This window comes from Hutsoniella sourekii ATCC 700629 (genome assembly GCF_000518205.1).
GTDB lineage: Bacteria > Bacillota > Bacilli > Lactobacillales > Aerococcaceae > Hutsoniella > Hutsoniella sourekii.
Genome location: NZ_JADD01000013.1, coordinates 15,526 through 33,344, shown reverse-complemented (window position 1 = coordinate 33,344; position 17,819 = coordinate 15,526). Strand labels below are relative to the sequence as shown.

General features: G+C 40.2%; 15 protein-coding genes. All 15 read right to left on the bottom strand.

The genetic code is table 11. The features are described from left to right. Entirely contained in the window at positions 1-1,365 is a 1,365-nt protein-coding gene (locus T408_RS0103620) for a DUF4097 family beta strand repeat-containing protein (RefSeq protein WP_028118738.1), read from the bottom strand. Between the two features lie 329 nt (positions 1,366-1,694). Further along, on the bottom strand, positions 1,695-4,511 hold the full coding sequence (gene uvrA, locus T408_RS0103615) for an excinuclease ABC subunit UvrA (RefSeq protein WP_028118737.1): 2,817 nt from the start codon (positions 4,509-4,511) through the stop codon (positions 1,695-1,697). A 120-nt stretch (positions 4,512-4,631) separates the two neighbouring features. After that, entirely contained in the window at positions 4,632-5,498 is an 867-nt protein-coding gene (locus T408_RS0103610; protein ID WP_028118736.1) for a substrate-binding domain-containing protein, read from the bottom strand. 141 nt (positions 5,499-5,639) lie between these two features. Beyond that, on the bottom strand, positions 5,640-6,860 hold the full coding sequence (locus T408_RS0103605; RefSeq protein WP_028118735.1) for an ABC transporter permease: 1,221 nt from the start codon (positions 6,858-6,860) through the stop codon (positions 5,640-5,642). Further along, complete coding sequence (locus T408_RS0103600) at positions 6,857-7,642, bottom strand: ABC transporter ATP-binding protein (protein WP_028118734.1); 786 nt, start codon at positions 7,640-7,642, stop codon at positions 6,857-6,859. Before T408_RS0103600 ends, T408_RS0103605 begins: the two co-directional genes overlap by 4 nt. Positions 7,643-7,652: 10 nt before the next feature. Next, positions 7,653-9,026, bottom strand: a complete 1,374-nt coding sequence (locus tag T408_RS10775; protein ID WP_051444772.1) for an efflux RND transporter periplasmic adaptor subunit — start codon at positions 9,024-9,026, stop codon at positions 7,653-7,655. A 148-nt stretch (positions 9,027-9,174) separates the two neighbouring features. Further along, positions 9,175-9,834, bottom strand: a complete 660-nt coding sequence (gene phoU / locus T408_RS0103590) for a phosphate signaling complex protein PhoU (protein ID WP_028118733.1) — start codon at positions 9,832-9,834, stop codon at positions 9,175-9,177. Between the two features lie 45 nt (positions 9,835-9,879). After that, positions 9,880-10,641 (bottom strand): phosphate ABC transporter ATP-binding protein PstB, encoded by a 762-nt coding sequence (pstB, locus tag T408_RS0103585; protein ID WP_028118732.1) that lies wholly within the window; start codon positions 10,639-10,641, stop codon positions 9,880-9,882. Positions 10,642-10,643: 2 nt separating this feature from the next. Further along, entirely contained in the window at positions 10,644-11,471 is an 828-nt protein-coding gene (gene pstA / locus T408_RS0103580; RefSeq protein WP_028118731.1) for a phosphate ABC transporter permease PstA, read from the bottom strand. Next, positions 11,471-12,334, bottom strand: coding sequence for a phosphate ABC transporter permease subunit PstC (gene pstC, locus T408_RS0103575; RefSeq protein WP_028118730.1), 864 nt, complete (start codon positions 12,332-12,334; stop codon positions 11,471-11,473). Before pstC ends, pstA begins: the two co-directional genes overlap by 1 nt. 157 nt (positions 12,335-12,491) lie before the next feature. Next, on the bottom strand, positions 12,492-14,207 hold the full coding sequence (gene pnpS, locus T408_RS10770) for a two-component system histidine kinase PnpS (protein ID WP_084543892.1): 1,716 nt from the start codon (positions 14,205-14,207) through the stop codon (positions 12,492-12,494). Next, positions 14,207-14,971 carry a response regulator transcription factor gene (locus T408_RS0103565; protein ID WP_028118729.1) on the bottom strand — a complete coding sequence of 255 codons (765 nt, stop codon included), beginning with the start codon at positions 14,969-14,971 and terminating at the stop codon, positions 14,207-14,209. The genes pnpS and T408_RS0103565 overlap by 1 nt, the downstream gene beginning before the upstream one ends. Positions 14,972-15,104: 133 nt before the next feature. After that, a complete protein-coding gene (gene ftsX / locus T408_RS0103560) occupies positions 15,105-15,995 on the bottom strand; it encodes a permease-like cell division protein FtsX (protein WP_028118728.1) in 891 nt (296 codons plus the stop codon). Continuing rightward, entirely contained in the window at positions 15,982-16,686 is a 705-nt protein-coding gene (ftsE, locus tag T408_RS0103555; RefSeq protein ID WP_235731617.1) for a cell division ATP-binding protein FtsE, read from the bottom strand. The genes ftsX and ftsE overlap by 14 nt, the downstream gene beginning before the upstream one ends. Beyond that, a protein-coding gene (gene prfB / locus T408_RS0103550; RefSeq protein ID WP_157060752.1) for a peptide chain release factor 2 occupies positions 16,673-17,789 on the bottom strand; the annotation gives its coding sequence in 2 pieces (ribosomal slippage) (positions 16,673-17,716 and positions 17,718-17,789; 1,116 coding nt in all). Before prfB ends, ftsE begins: the two co-directional genes overlap by 14 nt. Positions 17,790-17,819: the final 30 nt, after the last annotated feature.

The following is a 17,819-nucleotide window of genomic DNA, read 5'->3' as shown; positions in this document are numbered from 1 at the left end:
CTATTCATTATCTTTGAGATAAATGTTCCCAGAGACAGCTTGTAAATGTCCTCTTACCTGCTCTTGACCTGAACGTTGAATTTCCTTTACTTTTACTTGTTCTTGGCCATCTCCCATGCCTGATAGTCGGTTCAATACTTGACCATTTTGAGCCTTGGCTACGATCGAACAGGCTTGTTGATTAGGAAGGGCCAGTTTGATGTCTCCATGTAAGCAACGAGCTTGAATATTAGCTGGCTTTAGATCTTGTTTGGTTAAGTAAATGGTTCCTAATTGACTTTCCACTTGACTATCTGCTATGGCTCCAAGTAAACGGATATCACCTTTTAAGGTGTTGACCTGACTGGTCTGCCACTCACTCGATTTCATCAAAACATCACCATTCAGTGTTGCTAGCTCCACTTGATCCAGTTGAACATCTTCAAGACTAATATTACCGTTTTTGTTTTCCACTTTCAATTCCTTAAATTGACCACCAACAATTTGGCAGTCGCCGTTCCAAAGACTGACTTCCAAAGACTGATACTCATTTTTTGGCAAGCCAACTGCGACATCCACAGCTATACGAGCTGCATTCGCGTGGAAAATTAAGTTATTGCGATCTTTCTCAAAAGTTACTAAACGGTTAAACTCTTGCTGTAAATCTTCGGGTTCATTTCCAAAGAAGGTCACTTGACAATCCAAGATAATTTTATCTTGATCTGTTTCAACCACTTGAATGGATCCATTATTAATAGCTAAATCTAAACGGTCAACGGAACTTGCAGGCATTTCAAGACGATGACTCCATTCATTAGTCTTTAGCCACGGCACTTGTAGATTAATTTCCTTCCAATTGAAGTTATCCAATAAATCTTGAGTGAAGGTCTTCACCTTCCGTGCAATACGTTCACCTTCCTGGCTGGCTTGATCAGCATAATCAGCAAATCTCTTACCTTGATTTGATTCAAAGTCTGACTCTGAGCCCTCTATTTTCGCTTGCTGGTGAAGCTGATCTAATGTTGCTTGTTTTTGGTCCAGTGTCTCTTCAAGTTCAGTGAGTTTTTCTTGATAGTCTTCTCTTTGTTTTATACTTTCATCATTTAGATCTTCTAAATCCTCTAAAATATCTAATTCCCGGATCTTTTGTTGGGCAATTGTTTTCTCTTTTTTTAATTCCTCTACGTGTTCTTCTAATTCTCGAATTTGAGAGCTTAATTCTGATTCCTGCTGAAATTCATGCAAATCTGCCTCATACTCTTTACTATAATAATCGGTGGCTGATCGATCCGCTTGCTTATACTGACTTTCTAATAAGTCCAAGGCTTCATCTGCTGTAATTACGCCTTGACGAACGAGTTCAATAATGCGTTCTTTTTGTGACATGGTAGGCCTCCTTCATAAATCCTGAACCTTTTCTACAGTTTAATTATCTCATCTTCCTACCATTTATGCATAGGTCTCAGGGCCGATTATTCAATAAAGAGCTTGTAAAATAAGTTAAAATTAATTGATAAAAGCTCAAAAACCAAACATCCCTCAGCTGTAGTGGACCATCTTCAGAGCGCGCTATGCGTCAATTGTCCTAAAACTACTGCTGAGGGAATATTTTTTCACTACTATCAACTGATTTAAACACGAATAAAGGCTATAAATCTAAACGATTTGTTTAAATTAAGTTTGGCATGATTACTTCACTTACAACTTCTTCTCTATTAATTAAGTATTTTTGCTAAATATTGACCAGTGTAACTTTCAGATACTTGAGCAACCTCCTCTGGTGTGCCGGTAGCGACGACCTGTCCTCCGCCAACACCACCTTCTGGCCCCATGTCAATAATATAATCAGCTGTCTTAATAACATCTAAATTATGTTCGATTACAACAACCGTGTTACCTGATTCAACTAAACGATCCAAAACTTTTAAGAGTTTCTTAATATCATGTGCATGAAGACCTGTTGTGGGTTCATCCAGAATATAAAAGGTATCACCAGTAGCTACCCTCTGCAACTCGGAGGCTAATTTCATCCGTTGAGCTTCTCCTCCTGATAAAGTCGTTGCTGATTGACCCAAGGTCACATAACCCAATCCAACATCTACCAAAGTTTCCAATTTACGTTTAATTTTAGGGATAGCACTAAAGAAATCTAGCGCTTCATCGATCGTCATATTTAAGACTTGGTCAATATTTTTGCCTTTGTATTCAATTTCTAAAGTTTCTGAGTTGTAGCGAGTACCATGACAGACCTCACACGGCACGTAGACATCTGGTAGGAAGTGCATTTCGATTTGCTTAATCCCTGCCCCCTTACACGCTTCACAGCGGCCTCCTTTGACATTAAAGCTAAATCGGCCCTTATCATAACCTCTTTGCTTGGCTCCATTGGTTTTAGCAAAGAGCTCACGAATATCATCAAAGACGCCTGTATAAGTAGCTGGATTACTGCGAGGTGTACGGCCAATCGGACTTTGGTCGATGTCAATCACCTTGTCTAAACCTTCATAGCCTTTAATATCATCAAATTGACCCGGACGCTCCTGGGTACTGGTCGTTCGTTGTTGAAGAGCTATTTTCAAAATATTATTAACCAGACTACTTTTACCAGATCCAGACACACCCGTTACACAGGTAAATCGACCCAAAGGGAAGGAAACATCGACATGCTTCAAATTATTTTCGCTGGCTCCCAGCACATCAACCGCTCCTAAGTCTTCTTGGCGGCGAGATTTAGGTACTGGGATTGACAATTCCCCTGAAAGATATCTACCAGTCAAGGATTGAGGATTTCTCATGACTTCCTCTGGTGTGCCAACAGCGACTATTTCACCACCTGCCTCACCGGCACCGGGTCCAATATCAATAATATAATCAGCCTCTGCCATGGTCTCTTCATCGTGTTCAACGACTATGAGGGTATTGCCTAGGTCTCGCATTTGTTTAAGGGATTCAATTAATCGAGCATTGTCCCGTTGATGGAGACCAATGGAAGGTTCATCTAAGACATACATGACTCCACTGAGGTTTGAACCAATCTGAGTGGCAAGTCTAATTCGTTGAGATTCTCCACCAGATAGTGAACCGGCCACCCGGCTCAAAGTTAAATAGCCTAGGCCTACATTATACAAGAAATTCAAGCGATCACCGATTTCCTTGATAATCGGTTCAGAAATAGCTTGCCCTTCTTCATTGAAGGTCAAATGTTGAAAATACTCTCTGGCATCTTCAATCGACAAATCTGAAACTTCAGCAATATTGCGATCGTTGACCTTTACAGATAGGGCTTCCCTATTTAAGCGTTGCCCTTTACAGGTTGGACAAGTTAATTCATGCATGTATTCTCTGAGAACACCACGCATAAAGTCTGAAGCCGTATCATTATAACGCCGCTCCACATTAGTCATCACACCTTCAAATTCCTTGTCACTTGTTTTCTTCCTTTTACCCCTAAATTCAGTGAAGGTGAATTTGAAGACCGTACCTGGATCCCCATACTTAATCTTATCTTGCTGCTCAGGACTTAAGTCTTTGAAAGGAAGATCCAGAGGAATATCCTGGCTTTGACAATATTGTTCAAGCAATGCCCGATAATAATCTGAATTAGACCAAGGGGCTAAAGCACCTTCAGCTAGGCTTAGTGTCGGGTCTGGTATTACCAATTCTTCATCCACTGTTAATCTAGATCCCAGACCATCACAAGAAGGACAAGCCCCATAAGGAGCATTAAATGAAAACAGACGCGGTTCTAAAGCATCAACTGTAAAATCGCAATAAGGACAGGCAAAATGCTCATTAAAATAAAGCATTTTTTCACCAATAACATCTACCAACATATAACCATCAGAGTATCTTAGCGCTTGCTCAACTGAATCAAACAAGCGAGTCCGGATTCCATCTTTAATAACTAGGCGATCAACAACCACTTCAATGGTATGCTTTTGATTTTTTTCCAGATCAGGAACTTCCATAACATCATATATTTCCCCATCTACTCGCACACGAATATAACCGGATTTATTGATTTTTTCCAGTAAGCGCTTATGCTGACCCCGCTTATCCCGAACAGCTGGTGATAAAATCTGAATTCGTGTCCCTTCTTCCAGACTCAATAGCCGATTGACCATCTGTTCCGGTGACTGTCTTTCAATAGGGACATGATGGTTGGGGCAATAAGGTGTTCCTACGCGAGCATATAATAATCGCAAATAGTCATTTATTTCTGTCGCCGTACCCACGGTTGAACGTGGGTTATGGCTGGTTGTTTTCTGGTCAATGGAAATGGATGGACTGAGACCTTCGATGGAATCCACATCCGGTTTATCCATTTGGCCCAAAAACTGACGGGCATAAGCAGACAAACTTTCTACATATCTCCGCTGACCTTCCGCATATAGTGTTTGAAATGCCAGGGAACTCTTGCCTGAACCCGATAAACCAGTAATAATCACAAGTTCATTGCGTGGTATCGTAACGTCGATATTTTTTAAATTATGGGTACGGGCGCCATGTACTTTGATTTCTTGATTCAACATTTAATACCCCCTCTATCATTCACCCATTATATCACACCTGCAGAAGCAAAACGAAACATATGTTCTAAAAAAAGAGCCTAGCCAAAAGGCTAAGCTCTCTAGAATTCCTAAAAGGAATAATTATTTAACAGCGTCTTCCCAAGTAGTGATTTCTCCAAGGAAAATTTGTTTGATTGCTTCTAATTTCAAGTCTTCAACAGGGTTTTCATTGTTTACAACAACCGCGATACCATCTAAGGCGATTGCATCTGAATCCAAAGCAGCTGTTTCTTCTTCTGAAAGTTCACGAGATGCCATACCTAAATCAGCCGTACCGTCCATTGCAGCTGACATACCTGCAGATGAACCGTTTGAAGTGATGTTGATAGTCACTTTATCGTTTAATTTGTTGTATGCTTCTTGTAATTTTTCCATTACTGGTGTAACTGAAGTTGAACCAACCACTTCGATTGTACCTTCTACTTCACCTGCTTCAAAAGCTGGTAGTTCTTCACCATCTTTAGCAACAGAAATGAATCCTTCTTCTTCAACAACAGCTTGTCCCTCTGCTGAATGAATAAAGTTTACAAAGTCTTGAGCAACTTCAGATAAATCTTCTGAATTATTCCAAGCCAAGTTAAATGGACGAGCGATTGGATAGTCTCCAGATTTAACGTTTTCAGGTGTAGCTTCTACACCATCAACTTTAACAGCTTTAACTGTATCATCTAAAGAACCTAATGAAATATAACCAACAGCTGCAGGATCTCCAGCAACGGCTTGCATTACCCCATTAGTAGAGTTTTGGATTGCTGCTGATAGGACGGTCATATCGTCATCGTTTTCGTCTACAACGCCAACGATTTCAACAAAAGCTCCACGAGTTCCTGAACCATCTTCACGCGATACAACATTGATTGGACCTTCTTGAGCGAATACTGGTGCGACAACAGACGCTGCTAATCCAGCAACTGCCATAAATGGTAAAGCTTTTAATGATTTTTTCATTAATACAACTCCTCTATTTTTGATTTTTAGGCATCTAACAACTCCGCTTAAAAACGTTTCATTTTCAAGCTCAATTCCATTATACCTGACAATTGTAAATTTAATGTAAATTTCACGTTAATTTTTGGAAAATTATTACTTTTAGCGCAATATTTCCACCAAATTTTTCTTAGCAGCCGAGCGAGCGGGCATCACTGAAAAGACAATACCAATAAATACAGAAATCAGCACACTAATCATCGCTGTTTTGATATCAAAAGCCGATTTAAAAGGTAAGAATTGGCTGACAACCATTGAAATGATGATACCTAAGACATAGCCAATGACACCGCCCAGGAAGGTGATGGCAATCCCTTCCAGTAAAAATTGCCATTGAATACTTTTTTGAGTGGCCCCCATTGACCGACGAATCCCGATTTCTTTTGTGCGTTCAGCAACCGAAATATACATCATATTCATTACCCCGACTCCAGCAATAAATAGGGAAATAGCCGCGACGGCTGAAATCAACAAGGTGGCAGACTGAAGGGTCGTTTGAACCCCTTCCATCTGTTGTGAAATATCTTGGAACATATATTGCCCTTGGCTACGTCCCGCTCCATCTTCGGTTAATTTCTTTTGAACGTTCTGACCAACCGCCCTAGGATCAAAGCCATCCTCGATAAAAACTTTTAAATATTGCTTAAAGTCACTGGCACCAAAAAGTAAATCATAAGTACCAGAAGGAATATCCATAACCCGCTCACTAGTTAAAGAAATAAAGCCAGTATTAGCATACTTAGAATCCACCGCATAGACTCCAACCACCGTAAAAGGGTGGTCACCAATGGTTAACATTTGTTGAAGGGCTTCTTCTGCAGACCCAAAATGCTCTTTCGCGATGTCTTCATTAATGATGGTCACTCTCTGACGATTATCTGAATCGACTTGATTTAAACGTCGTCCAACAATCATCTGATAAGGTGGAACCTCTTCGGAGTGAGCAACATTATAATAGTCCGACTTATCCTGTCTCTTAACGGGCAGAACCGCTACTTGCGTAGCAAATGAAGGGAAATTGGCCACTTCCACATCGGATACTCCTTGGACTTCTTGGGCCAAGCCGAGATCTTCAGGGTTAAAAGCCTTGATTGCATCCGCCTTCAAGCCATCTTTAGGATAAAACATGACCCACTGACTCACCCTACCTTGACTATCGTTAGTGAGTGTCTCCACCGAATACTTCTGAAAACCATTACCAATACTTAGGATGGTGATAACCGATGAAATTCCTATGATAATCCCTATCATTGTAAGAAATGTACGGCGACCATTAGCCTTCAGTGTCGTAAAGGAAGATTTAATCAGTTCTGCTAATCTCATACTTGATCCTCCTTTGTCTGATAACGGTCTTCAAACTCGTCTGTCACTTGATAAGACTTATTAAATTCACGCGTCAGGGCTTCTGCATCCATTTCTGTTTGTTCACTCATCACCCCATCGATAATAACAATGTGTCGGTCAGCATATGCTTGTAGATTAGGATCGTGAGTCACCATCATCACCGTGACACCATCTTTTTGATTTAGCTCAGAGATGATTTCCATAATCACCTTGGATGTCTTGGTATCCAAGGCTCCCGTTGGCTCATCCGCAATGATAAAACTAGGTCGGTTAATCAAAGCTCTAGCAATAGCAACCCGTTGCTTTTGACCACCAGATAATTCATAAATTTTATTGCGTCCTTTATTAGCAAGTCCTACTCTTTCAAGAGCGTGTTGGACTTGTTCCCTCGTTTGAGAAGTTCGCATTCCCTGATAAATTAAAGGTAAACGCACATTATCTGCAACAGACATGGATTCAATCAGGTTAAAGCTTTGAAAAATAAAGCCAACTTCCTCATTTCGTAAGTGTGAGAATTTATTATCATTCCAATTCTTAATCGCCTGTCCATCAAAATAATACTCACCTTCAAATTTATTATCTAAAAAACCAACAATGTTTATCAAAGTCGACTTCCCGGAGCCAGATGGCCCCATCACTGAGACAAACTCTCCTTTTTGGATAGATAATTCTATATCTTTCAAGACGTGTAGCTTTTGCTCACCTACTTGATAGTATTTATTGATATGATCCAGTTGGATCAAGGGCTGTGAATCAATCATCCCTATCCTCCTATCCTTGGTTAGGCTGATTTTGTGGTTCAGGAGTAGCTTCTTCAGCCTCTTCGATAACCTCAATTTTCTGGCCATCTTCTATGCCAACTGGACGCAGAATAATTTGATCACCAACACTGAGCCCACTGGTTACAACTTGCCCGATTCCTTGGGCTTCTAATTGAACTTCTTGTTTATGGGCCTTGCCATCCTTAAAGATAAAAACATATTGTTTATTATTTTCTTCAACGATGGCCTGACTAGGTACGCTCATTCCTTTAGGAAGCAAGCGAACTTTGACAGTAAAACCAGGTTGGATCGGTTCATTTACCTCTACTTCAAACCCATATTTTGGTTCATTGGAAGAAACGGATCCAGACACCGGATTAGAATCACCTGAATCTCCAGCTTGTCCAGGGGTAGCAGGCGTCATCGGAGTGGCAGGTTGAGGGGCAGGGATCTTGTCAAAAGAAATAATTTTCCCTTCTAATTGTCGGTTTTCAGCATTCACATAAACCTCAACCGGACTCCCTTCATGAAGGAGATGGAAATCATACTCGCCTACTTGACCTTTAACCGTTATCTGGTCGCTAATTACACGCACGAGGGGCACTTGGTTATTATCCATTCCCTCTTGGTCTAGAATGACCTTGCCATTTCTTTTAGCGGTCACCTTTCCTTCTTGTTGTTCGATGAGGCGTTGAATTTTGATTTCATAATCTTCTAGTTTTTGATTGTATTCTCTAATTTGCTTTTTGAGTGCTTGATCCGGTTCTTCACCTTGATCTAAAGTCTCTGTTTCAGAATCTTGTGCGGTTATAATACCGTCAGGATTTTCATTGGAAGCCTTGCCGGACTTACCCATAGCTTCTTCAATATAATAGTTCTCATTACCGTACTCATCCCAATAATAGATCAGACGATCCCCACGATAATTATAAGCATAACCGGTAATCGCTGCTAAATCATAAATAGCCTTCTTACGATCTTCCAGTAACCTTGATTGTTCTCGGTAGGCATCTTCCAAGTCATAACGAGGCTGAGGATTATCTGTGCGATACTGAAACAAAAGATCACCCTTTTGGACGAACTGTCCATCTTTTACAAAGATGGATTCGATTTTCCCTCGGTCAGCTTCATAATAATAGGACTGGTCTGACTCTAAGTTGGCCTGACCATTAACTGCTATCGGATCAGCAGCTATCATCTTATATAATTCATAGGCTTCTGGCTGTTCAGATTGGCCATGGGCCCCATGCACCTGATCCGGCTCCTGACCAAAGTGTTTAATTGAGAGTCCAAGTAAGGAAATAACGACCAGAGCTCCAGCAATAATTGCTGCTAAAATTCTGGGGTGATTTTTTAAACTAGTTAATTTATTTAAAATGTCCATAGGCAAATCCACCTTTTCTAAAATTAATTACCCTCATTATATGCTAGGAAGTCTATTGTGACAAGCTTCTCCAAGATTCTTTAAACTTTATTTAAATATAAAAACCGTTTTCCCAAAGAGAAAACGGTTAATAGATCGGTTATACTAATTAATTCAATTCTACAATATCTCCTGAATGTAGGTATAGGATACGCTCACAAATATTTGTCACATAGTCCCCGATTCGCTCTAAACTATTAGCAATCCCAATGTAGCTAATCCCCACACCCACTAATGAAGTATCTTCCTTCATGTGTGATGAAACTAATTTATAAACTTGCTTGAGAATTTCATCAACTTGGCGGTCCTTATGAGCAATCTCTCGGGCAGCCTGAACATCTTCATTGCGGTATGCTTCAAGTACTTCAGAAATCATTTCGGTTACATGTTGACCCATTTCATTGATTAAACTATCAATATCTTCTACTTGGTCATGCTGAGTACCCTTACGACGAATAATTTGCTTTGAAATTGATGCCGCGTGGTCAGCAAGACGCTCAATATCAGAGCTTGCTTGAAGTACTGTAAAAATCTTGCGCAAATCTTGTGCGACCGGTTGTTGCAAAACGATTAAGCGGTATGCTTCTTGTTCAATATCTACTGTTAATGCATTAATACGTAGATCATCAGCTACAACTTCATGCGCTAATTCCTTGTCATTATTATTATATGCCTGCATGGCTCGGTGTACTGATTCATTTGCCGCATTGCCTAGACGGTATAGATTATCTGTGAACTTCTGTAATTCTGTATCAAATGTTTCTCTCATTTATTCCACCCCTTAATATTAGTATAAATAGTTGTATAAGAAAAATTAACCAAAACGTCCTGAAATATAATCATTCGTTCGTTGATCACGCGGATTGGAGAAGATGGTTTCAGTATCATCAAACTCGATTACTTCTCCCGTTAAGAAGAAAGCTGTTTTGTCAGAGATACGTGCAGCTTGTTGCATATTATGCGTAACCATTACAACCGTATATTTTTCCTTGAGTTCTGAAACTAATTCTTCAATCTTACCTGTAGAGATAGGGTCCAAGGCAGAAGTAGGCTCATCCATTAACAAAACTTCAGGGTTATTAGCAATCGCTCGAGCAATACAAATTCTTTGCTGTTGCCCTCCGGAAATTTCAGTGGCATTTCGGTTTAGCTTATCTTTCACTTCATTCCAAATGGCAGCCCCTTGTAGACTTTCTTCAACGATCTGATCTAATTGAGCCTTGTCAGTAATACCATGTGTTCTTGGACCATAGGCAATATTATCATAAATACTCTTAGGAAACGGATTCGGATGTTGGAAAACCATACCTACACGCTTACGCAGTAAGTTCACGTCATAACCACTAGCATAAATATCTTCCCCGTCTAAACGGATCGAACCATCCACTCGAGCAGAAGGAACGAGGTCTTGCATACGGTTCAAAGTCTTAATGAAGGTAGACTTCCCGCAACCAGATGGTCCGATAAATGCGGTTACTAGGTTCTCTTCAATATTCATATTGATATTTTTTAGTGCTTGAAAATCACCGTAATAAAAATCTAAATCTTTAATTTCAAATTTTAAATCGTTTGTCATTTTTATTTTCCTCCAGTTCCTAACTTACGACTCAAGAAGGTTGATAGCCAGTTGATAATCAAAACAATTAATATTAAGACAGTAGCTGTTGCATAGGCTTCTTGGACGTGTAATCCTTCCTGAGAAAGCATATACATATGAACCGCCAAGGTCCGTCCAGACGAAGATAAGCTATCCATCATCTGTGAAGATGAACCTAGTGTATAGATCAAGGCAGCAGACTCACCGACAATACGACCAATTGCTAAAATGACTCCCGATAAAATACCTGGCATGGCCACTGGGAGAACAACCGTAAAAATGGTTCTTAACTTACCAGCTCCTAAAGCCAAGCTACCCATTCGCAAGTTATCATTAACAGATCTTAGAGCTTCTTCGGTGGAAGAAATAACAACCGGAAGAATCATAATGGTAATAGTAAAAATACCAGCCCAGTGTGAATAACCTAGGCCTAAGCGCTTGTTAGAGACAAAGAATAACATCCCGAACAAACCATAAACAATGGATGGAACCGCTGCTAGAGTATCTGTAGCCAAACGAAGAACTGGCAAGAACTTAGAGTTACGGTCGGCATACTCTACCAAGTAGAAACCTGTGAATACACCAATCGGTACTGCTATCAACAAGGCAATAGCAATAATAACCAAGGTCGATACAATTGCTGGCATCATGGATACGTTATCGGTGGTATAATTCCAAGCAAACATATCTAAGTTTAAGGCAGGAATTCCCTTCACTAAAATAAAACCAACAATAAACAACAGCATAGACAAGGTAAATATGCCAGCTGCCCACACTAATAGACGAGTAAAGCTGAATTTAGATTCCATTATTTCTTATCTCCTCTCGACTTGATGACCATGAAAATCGAGTTGATTATCAAAATGAAAACAAAGAGGACAACAGCTGTTGCTATCAAAGCTTCTTGGTGACGACCAGAAGCGTAGCCCATCTCAAGGACGATATTAGTGGTTAGCGTACGAACCCCTTGATTCAATCGTGTCGGAATAACCGGCTGGTTACCAGTAACCAAAATTACAGCCATAGTCTCCCCAATCGCACGACCAATTCCCAAGATAATCGCTGAAACAATCCCTGATTTAGCAGCTGGCACCACAACTTGCATCACTGACCGCTCATGGGTCGCTCCCAACCCTACACTTGCTTCATAGTAAGAACGAGGGACGGCTCGAATACTGGATTCAGACAAACCAATAATAGTTGGTAAAATCATTATCCCGAGCAAGACAGAGGCTGTGACAATGTTCATACCCGTTCCCCCCATCAAGTTACGGAAAAACGGAACAAATAATTGCAGAGCAAAGAACCCGTAAACAATCGATGGAATAGCCGCCATTAAATTTATTGCCGGCTTAGCAAAGCGGTATAATCCTGGTGGGCAGAAGTAAGCCATAAATATGGAAGTTAACACACCAATTGGTACCCCCACAATAATTGCACCCAAGGTGACTAGTAAGGAACCGATAATCATTGGCAAAATTCCGAATTTAGGATTAGAGGCCGTTGGACGCCATTCCGTACCTAAAATAAACTTACCAAATCCTTCCTCTAAGATAAAAGGTAATCCCCCTTCAAAAATGAAGTAGAAGATTAAAATAATTGAGATAATTGAAATAGAGGCACACAATAAGAATACATATTTCATTAAATTCTCAGTAAAATCTTTGGACATATTCTTTCTCCTTTTATTTTTTAGCTGTAATAGCTAGATCATTTCTTCTTCATTATACCTTGCGATTGTAAATTTAATGTAAATTTTGTTAAAAATTTTGCTTTTTTTGTAAATCATCTCTTTGATCTCTTTTTACAATTACTACTAGCCTAAACTGCTACTCCAAGGGGAGTTTTACTGTAAAGGTGGAGCCTTTGCCAAGCTGACTTTCTACATCGATCGACCCTTTTAGAATGCGAATTAAATTTTTTACAATCGATAAGCCGAGTCCCGTTCCTCCAGAACGACGGCTTCGCCCTTTATCCACCCGGTAGAAACGTTCAAAAATTCGCTCTTGGTCTTGTGCTGGTATCCCAATACCATAGTCCACAAAAGTTATAACCGCAATTCCCCCACGTTGTTCAATCGTCACGTTAACAGATTGACCGTCGTTTGAGTATTTCAGTGCGTTATCTAGTAAATTGGTCACTACTTGTTCGACTCGATGCTGGTCAGCCTTCATATAAACAGCCTCTGGAGCTTGTAAGTGAATCGTCATCTGGTGTCTGTTGGCGCGATCGACAAAAAATTCAATCATCTGTTTTACCACTAAGACCAAATCGAACACTTCTACAATTAGTGGCTCACTCCGTTTTTCCACGCGGGATAGCTCTAATATATCGAAGATTAATGTCTCTAGGCGATTACTTTCTTTTAGTATTATTTCCACAAATTGTTGTGCTAGCTCTGGGTCCTGCAAGGCGCCGTCAACAAGGGTCTCTGCAAATCCTTTAATAGCTGTTACAGGCGTTCGAAGTTCATGTGAAGCGTTAGCGACAAATTCAGTTCTAACAGTTTCCAAGCGACGAATGTTAGAAATATCGTATAGAAGAACTAGAATCGATCCGGTACCTTCGCCACTTTCTTCATATGGGATGATCGTCACATCAATATAGCGTGACTCCGGAATATAAATTTCCACTTCATCATGCAAGGCTTGCCGGTCTACAATGACGTTATCAATCATCTGAACCAAAAGAAAGGACTTAATCGCTACCTCATAAGACGTGCCCAACATATCCGAGTCCCATTGCAATAAATTGGCAGCTTCAGGATTATAAAGCTCTATCATCTCGTTGGGATTAACGAGGACGACCCCTAAGTTAATATTATCTAGCAAGAGTGACAAGCGTTGCTCACTTGTAATAAGATGAGTATGATTACGATTCAAGTCCTCTTTTAATTGATTGACCGTGCTTGCCAGCTCCCCTAACACCGGACTTCCTGTCTCAATGAATTCAAGTGATTCACCCGTGTTAAGAATGTTCTTGAGTGATAGGTTAATTTTGTGGAGCTTACGGTCCATAGGTAGAAAATTAAACCAACAAATAAAAATGACAAAGATAAGCAGAAGTAAGGCGGCAAATGAGATAAATAACCAATAGATAAAAAAATATCGGCTGAAGACGTCACGTGTATAGAACTCAATCAATAAATGCTGGTCAGCCAACTGGGTCAAGACCCAGTAACCAGATAAGTTATGACCTGATAAAACAGGTTTATTTTGCTTATTATATTGCTTTACGATCTCTGAAATAAGAGGTTTATTTTGGAAGTTATTCCAAAGTACGTGGTTTTGGTCAGACTTTCTTTCAACAAATGCTAATTGAACCGGTTCTACTAGACTAAACAAGTCCTTGCTAATGGCTTGATAAGTTAAGTCTGATTCCTTTTCAGAATTGATGATTTGCTGGTGGATAAATACCTCTCTTTCAAGATTCATTTGAATACTAGCATGCAAAAAAAATCGAGCGCCGAATCCCATAATAATAACGACAAGACTATATAAAATAATCAGTGTCGTTAATTCTTTTTTATTAAAGTATTTATTCATTATTTAGGTTCCTCAAATTTATAACCAAAGCCTCTAACTGTCTTGATGTATTGAGGTTTTTTTGTATTGTCTTCAATCTTATCCCGTAAATGACTGATATGGACATCAACAATACGAGTCTCACCTGCATAATCATAATCCCAAATACTATTCAATAATTGCTCACGACTGAGGATTCGCCCCTTACGTGCAGCCAGATAGACGAGTAGCTCAAACTCTTTTGGCGTTAAATCAACTAATTTCCCTCTGACTAATACTTCATAACGTTGAGTGAAAATTTCTAGATCACCAATTTGAATCACTTCATCATGAATCACTGCTTCTTCTGCTTCCGTTTCTTCTTGCTCCTTGGAAGCATTTGGCTGATCTTGATTGGCTTTATTTTGGGATGCTTGGCTGCCAGCTGTCCGTCTCAAGATTGCTTTGATGCGAGCAATGACTTCCCTGTTACTGAAGGGTTTCGTCATATAATCATCCGCTCCTAATTCCAAACCAACAATCTTATCATACTCTTGATCTTTTGCCGTTAACATTAATATCGGCGTTTCAATTCCATCTTGACGCACTTTACGACAGATATCCATCCCATCCATGCCTGATAGCATAATATCCAAGATAATAAAATCATAACTGTTTTTTCTAATTTTTTGGTAGGCTTCATTCCCTTCTTCAGCCGTATCTACTTTATAACCTGCTTGGGTCAAATTATATTCTAGCAGGGTGAGGATCGAGGGTTCGTCATCTACAACCAAAATATATTCCATTGAAACCTCCTATCACTACTACCACTCTCTTATTTTAACAAAGATATCATTAAATAACAGCTTAATGTTAGCAAAAGTGATCCTGAGTAACCGAACGCTAAAATACACAGGATCTTAGATCCTGTGCATGTCTTTAAATTTTAAGAAATCGACTGGTTGAACGATAGGAACCTATCATGCCTAGTAGGGCACCAGTAATAAGTAGACCCGCTGAGACATATAGGATAAATGGCCATAGCGGTGTTAAATGGATCACCTGATTACCAATCGTCTCCAGTATGGCTTGTTGAAGGCCTTCATAAGCCCCGTAGAGAAACAAACTAGCAATCAAACCACTAACTATTCCGATAAAGAAGCCCTCAATCGTAAAAGGCGCTCGAATGTAACTCTTGCGTGCTCCAACCAAGCGCATAATTTCAATTTCTTTCTGTCGCGAATTGATGGTCATGCGAATGGTATTTGTTACCAAAATAACAGCAATGATAACTAAAATCGAAGCAACCAAGGCTAGGACCAGACGAACGGTATCAATAGATTCTAAGAGCTTACTTGTATCCAGCTCTCCATAACCGACTTCCACAGCGTAGGGAAGTTGACGAATTTGATCCGCCACTTCTCCCAAGTAGTCAGGATTATCTACATCCACAAGATAAACATCATAGAGCGGATTAGCATCTCCTTGAAAGAGTTCAAATTCACTTCCGACATTACTGATTAAGGCTTCCAACTCTTCTTCCTTGCTTCGGAAGCTAACTTTTTGGACATGATCAATGGCTTCAATGGAGTGCTTTAATTTTTCAGCATCCTCTTGGCTGGCAGCTATGTCGATGTGGGTGCGAATTTGCATCCCATCCTCTATATTATTAGTCAACGTATTGACGTTGCTGATTAGAACGGCCAACCCTCCGATAACAAACAGCGTCATCGTCATCGTTATAATAGTTGCCGTCGTCATCCAACCGTTACGAAATAAATTTCGGAAGCCATCACGCAAATGACGTCCCCAACTTCTAAAGACCCGCATGATAATCCCCCTTATACTCATCATTGACAATGCGCCCATGATCCAAACGAATAATTCGGTGACGCATCGAATCCACTAATTGATCATTGTGAGTACCCAAAACAACAGTCGTTCCACTTTGATTGATCCGCTCAAGTAGACGGAAGATTTCCAAGGCATTTTCAGGGTCCAAGTTACCAGTGGGCTCGTCCGCTACTAGAATGCTTGGATGATTAACCAGTGCCCGAGCGATGGCAACTCGTTGTTGTTCTCCACCCGATAAATTGTCAGGATAATCTTGAAATTTATGTCTCAGTCCAACTAGATCCAACACTTCATGGACCCGCTTTTTGATTTGTTTACTGCTAGCGCCAGTGACTTCCATGGCATAGGCAATATTTTCAAAAACAGTAAGTCGGGGCAATAATTTGAAATCTTGGAAAATAACCCCTAAAGATCTTCTTAAATTAGCGATATCTCGCTCCTTGATCTTGGTGACTTTAAATTTACCTACCTGAATTGTCCCCTGACTGGCGTGCTCTTCACGGTAGATCAATTTCATCAAACTGGACTTACCTGAACCACTAGGACCTACAATGTAGACAAATTCACCTTGCTCTATCCTTAGGTTAATATTTGATAGGGCAATCACTCCATTGTCATACTGTTTACTTACATTCGTAAATTGAATCATCGCCTTATCCCTCCTCATTCAAGTTCATCGCCCACTTCAAATAGGCATCGATAAAACCGTCCAATTCGCCATCAACAACCGCATCCGCATTACCTACCTCATAATTCGTCCGATGATCCTTCACCATAGAATAGGGGTGGAAGACATAGGAGCGAATCTGAGATCCCCAGGCAATTTCTTTTTGATTACCTTTGATTTGGTCTAATTCTGCTTGCTTATCTTCTTCTTGCTTTTGATAAAGCTTTGCTTTTAGTAAAGCCATCGCCTGCTCCCGGTTCTGTAATTGAGAACGCTGGGATTGACTTTGGGTTACAATTCCGGTCGGCAAGTGGGTAATACGGACAGCTGAATCTGTCTTGTTAACATGCTGTCCTCCTGCTCCACTAGCACGGTAAGTGTCAATCCGCAAATCATCATCATTGATGACGACTTCAATCGTATCATCTAAGACTGGAACCACTTCCACTGAAGCAAAGGAAGTGTGGCGGCGACTATTAGAGTCAAAAGGGGATATTCTAACCAGACGGTGGACTCCTTTTTCTGATTTGAGGTAACCATAGGCATTACGTCCCCTAATTTCTAAAGTCACGCTCTTAATTCCTGCTTCTTCACCCGCTTGATAGTCGATAACTGCCACTTGATAGCCCTTATGATCTGCCCAGCGTTGGTACATTCTAAGTAAAATGCTTCCCCAATCTTGAGACTCCGTTCCTCCAGCACCAGGGTGGATTTCCAAGATAGCATCTGATTCATCATGCTCACCGGATAACAACATTTCTAAGGCGTAGTTATTAATCAATTCTTCGACCTGACTAGTTAAAGATTCCGCTTCCGCTAATAATTCGGGGTCTTGACTGAGTTCATACAATTCTACGGCCATCGCTAGTTCCTCAACTTGTGTGATTAAGTTATTCAGTGAATCGTAAGCTTGCTTAGCCTCATTTGATTTTTTAATGACTACTTGAGCTGCTTCATTATCATCCCAAAATCCAGGCTGGCTCATCTGATGGTCATAGTCTGCAATATCTGCTTCCAGCCCTTCTAAGTCAAAGAGACCCCCTAAAGCTATCAATTTGTTGTTCAAAATAATCTAAGCGATTTTTTATCTCATATAGTTCCATAATTTCCTCCTAATTAAGAAGACAACCGAA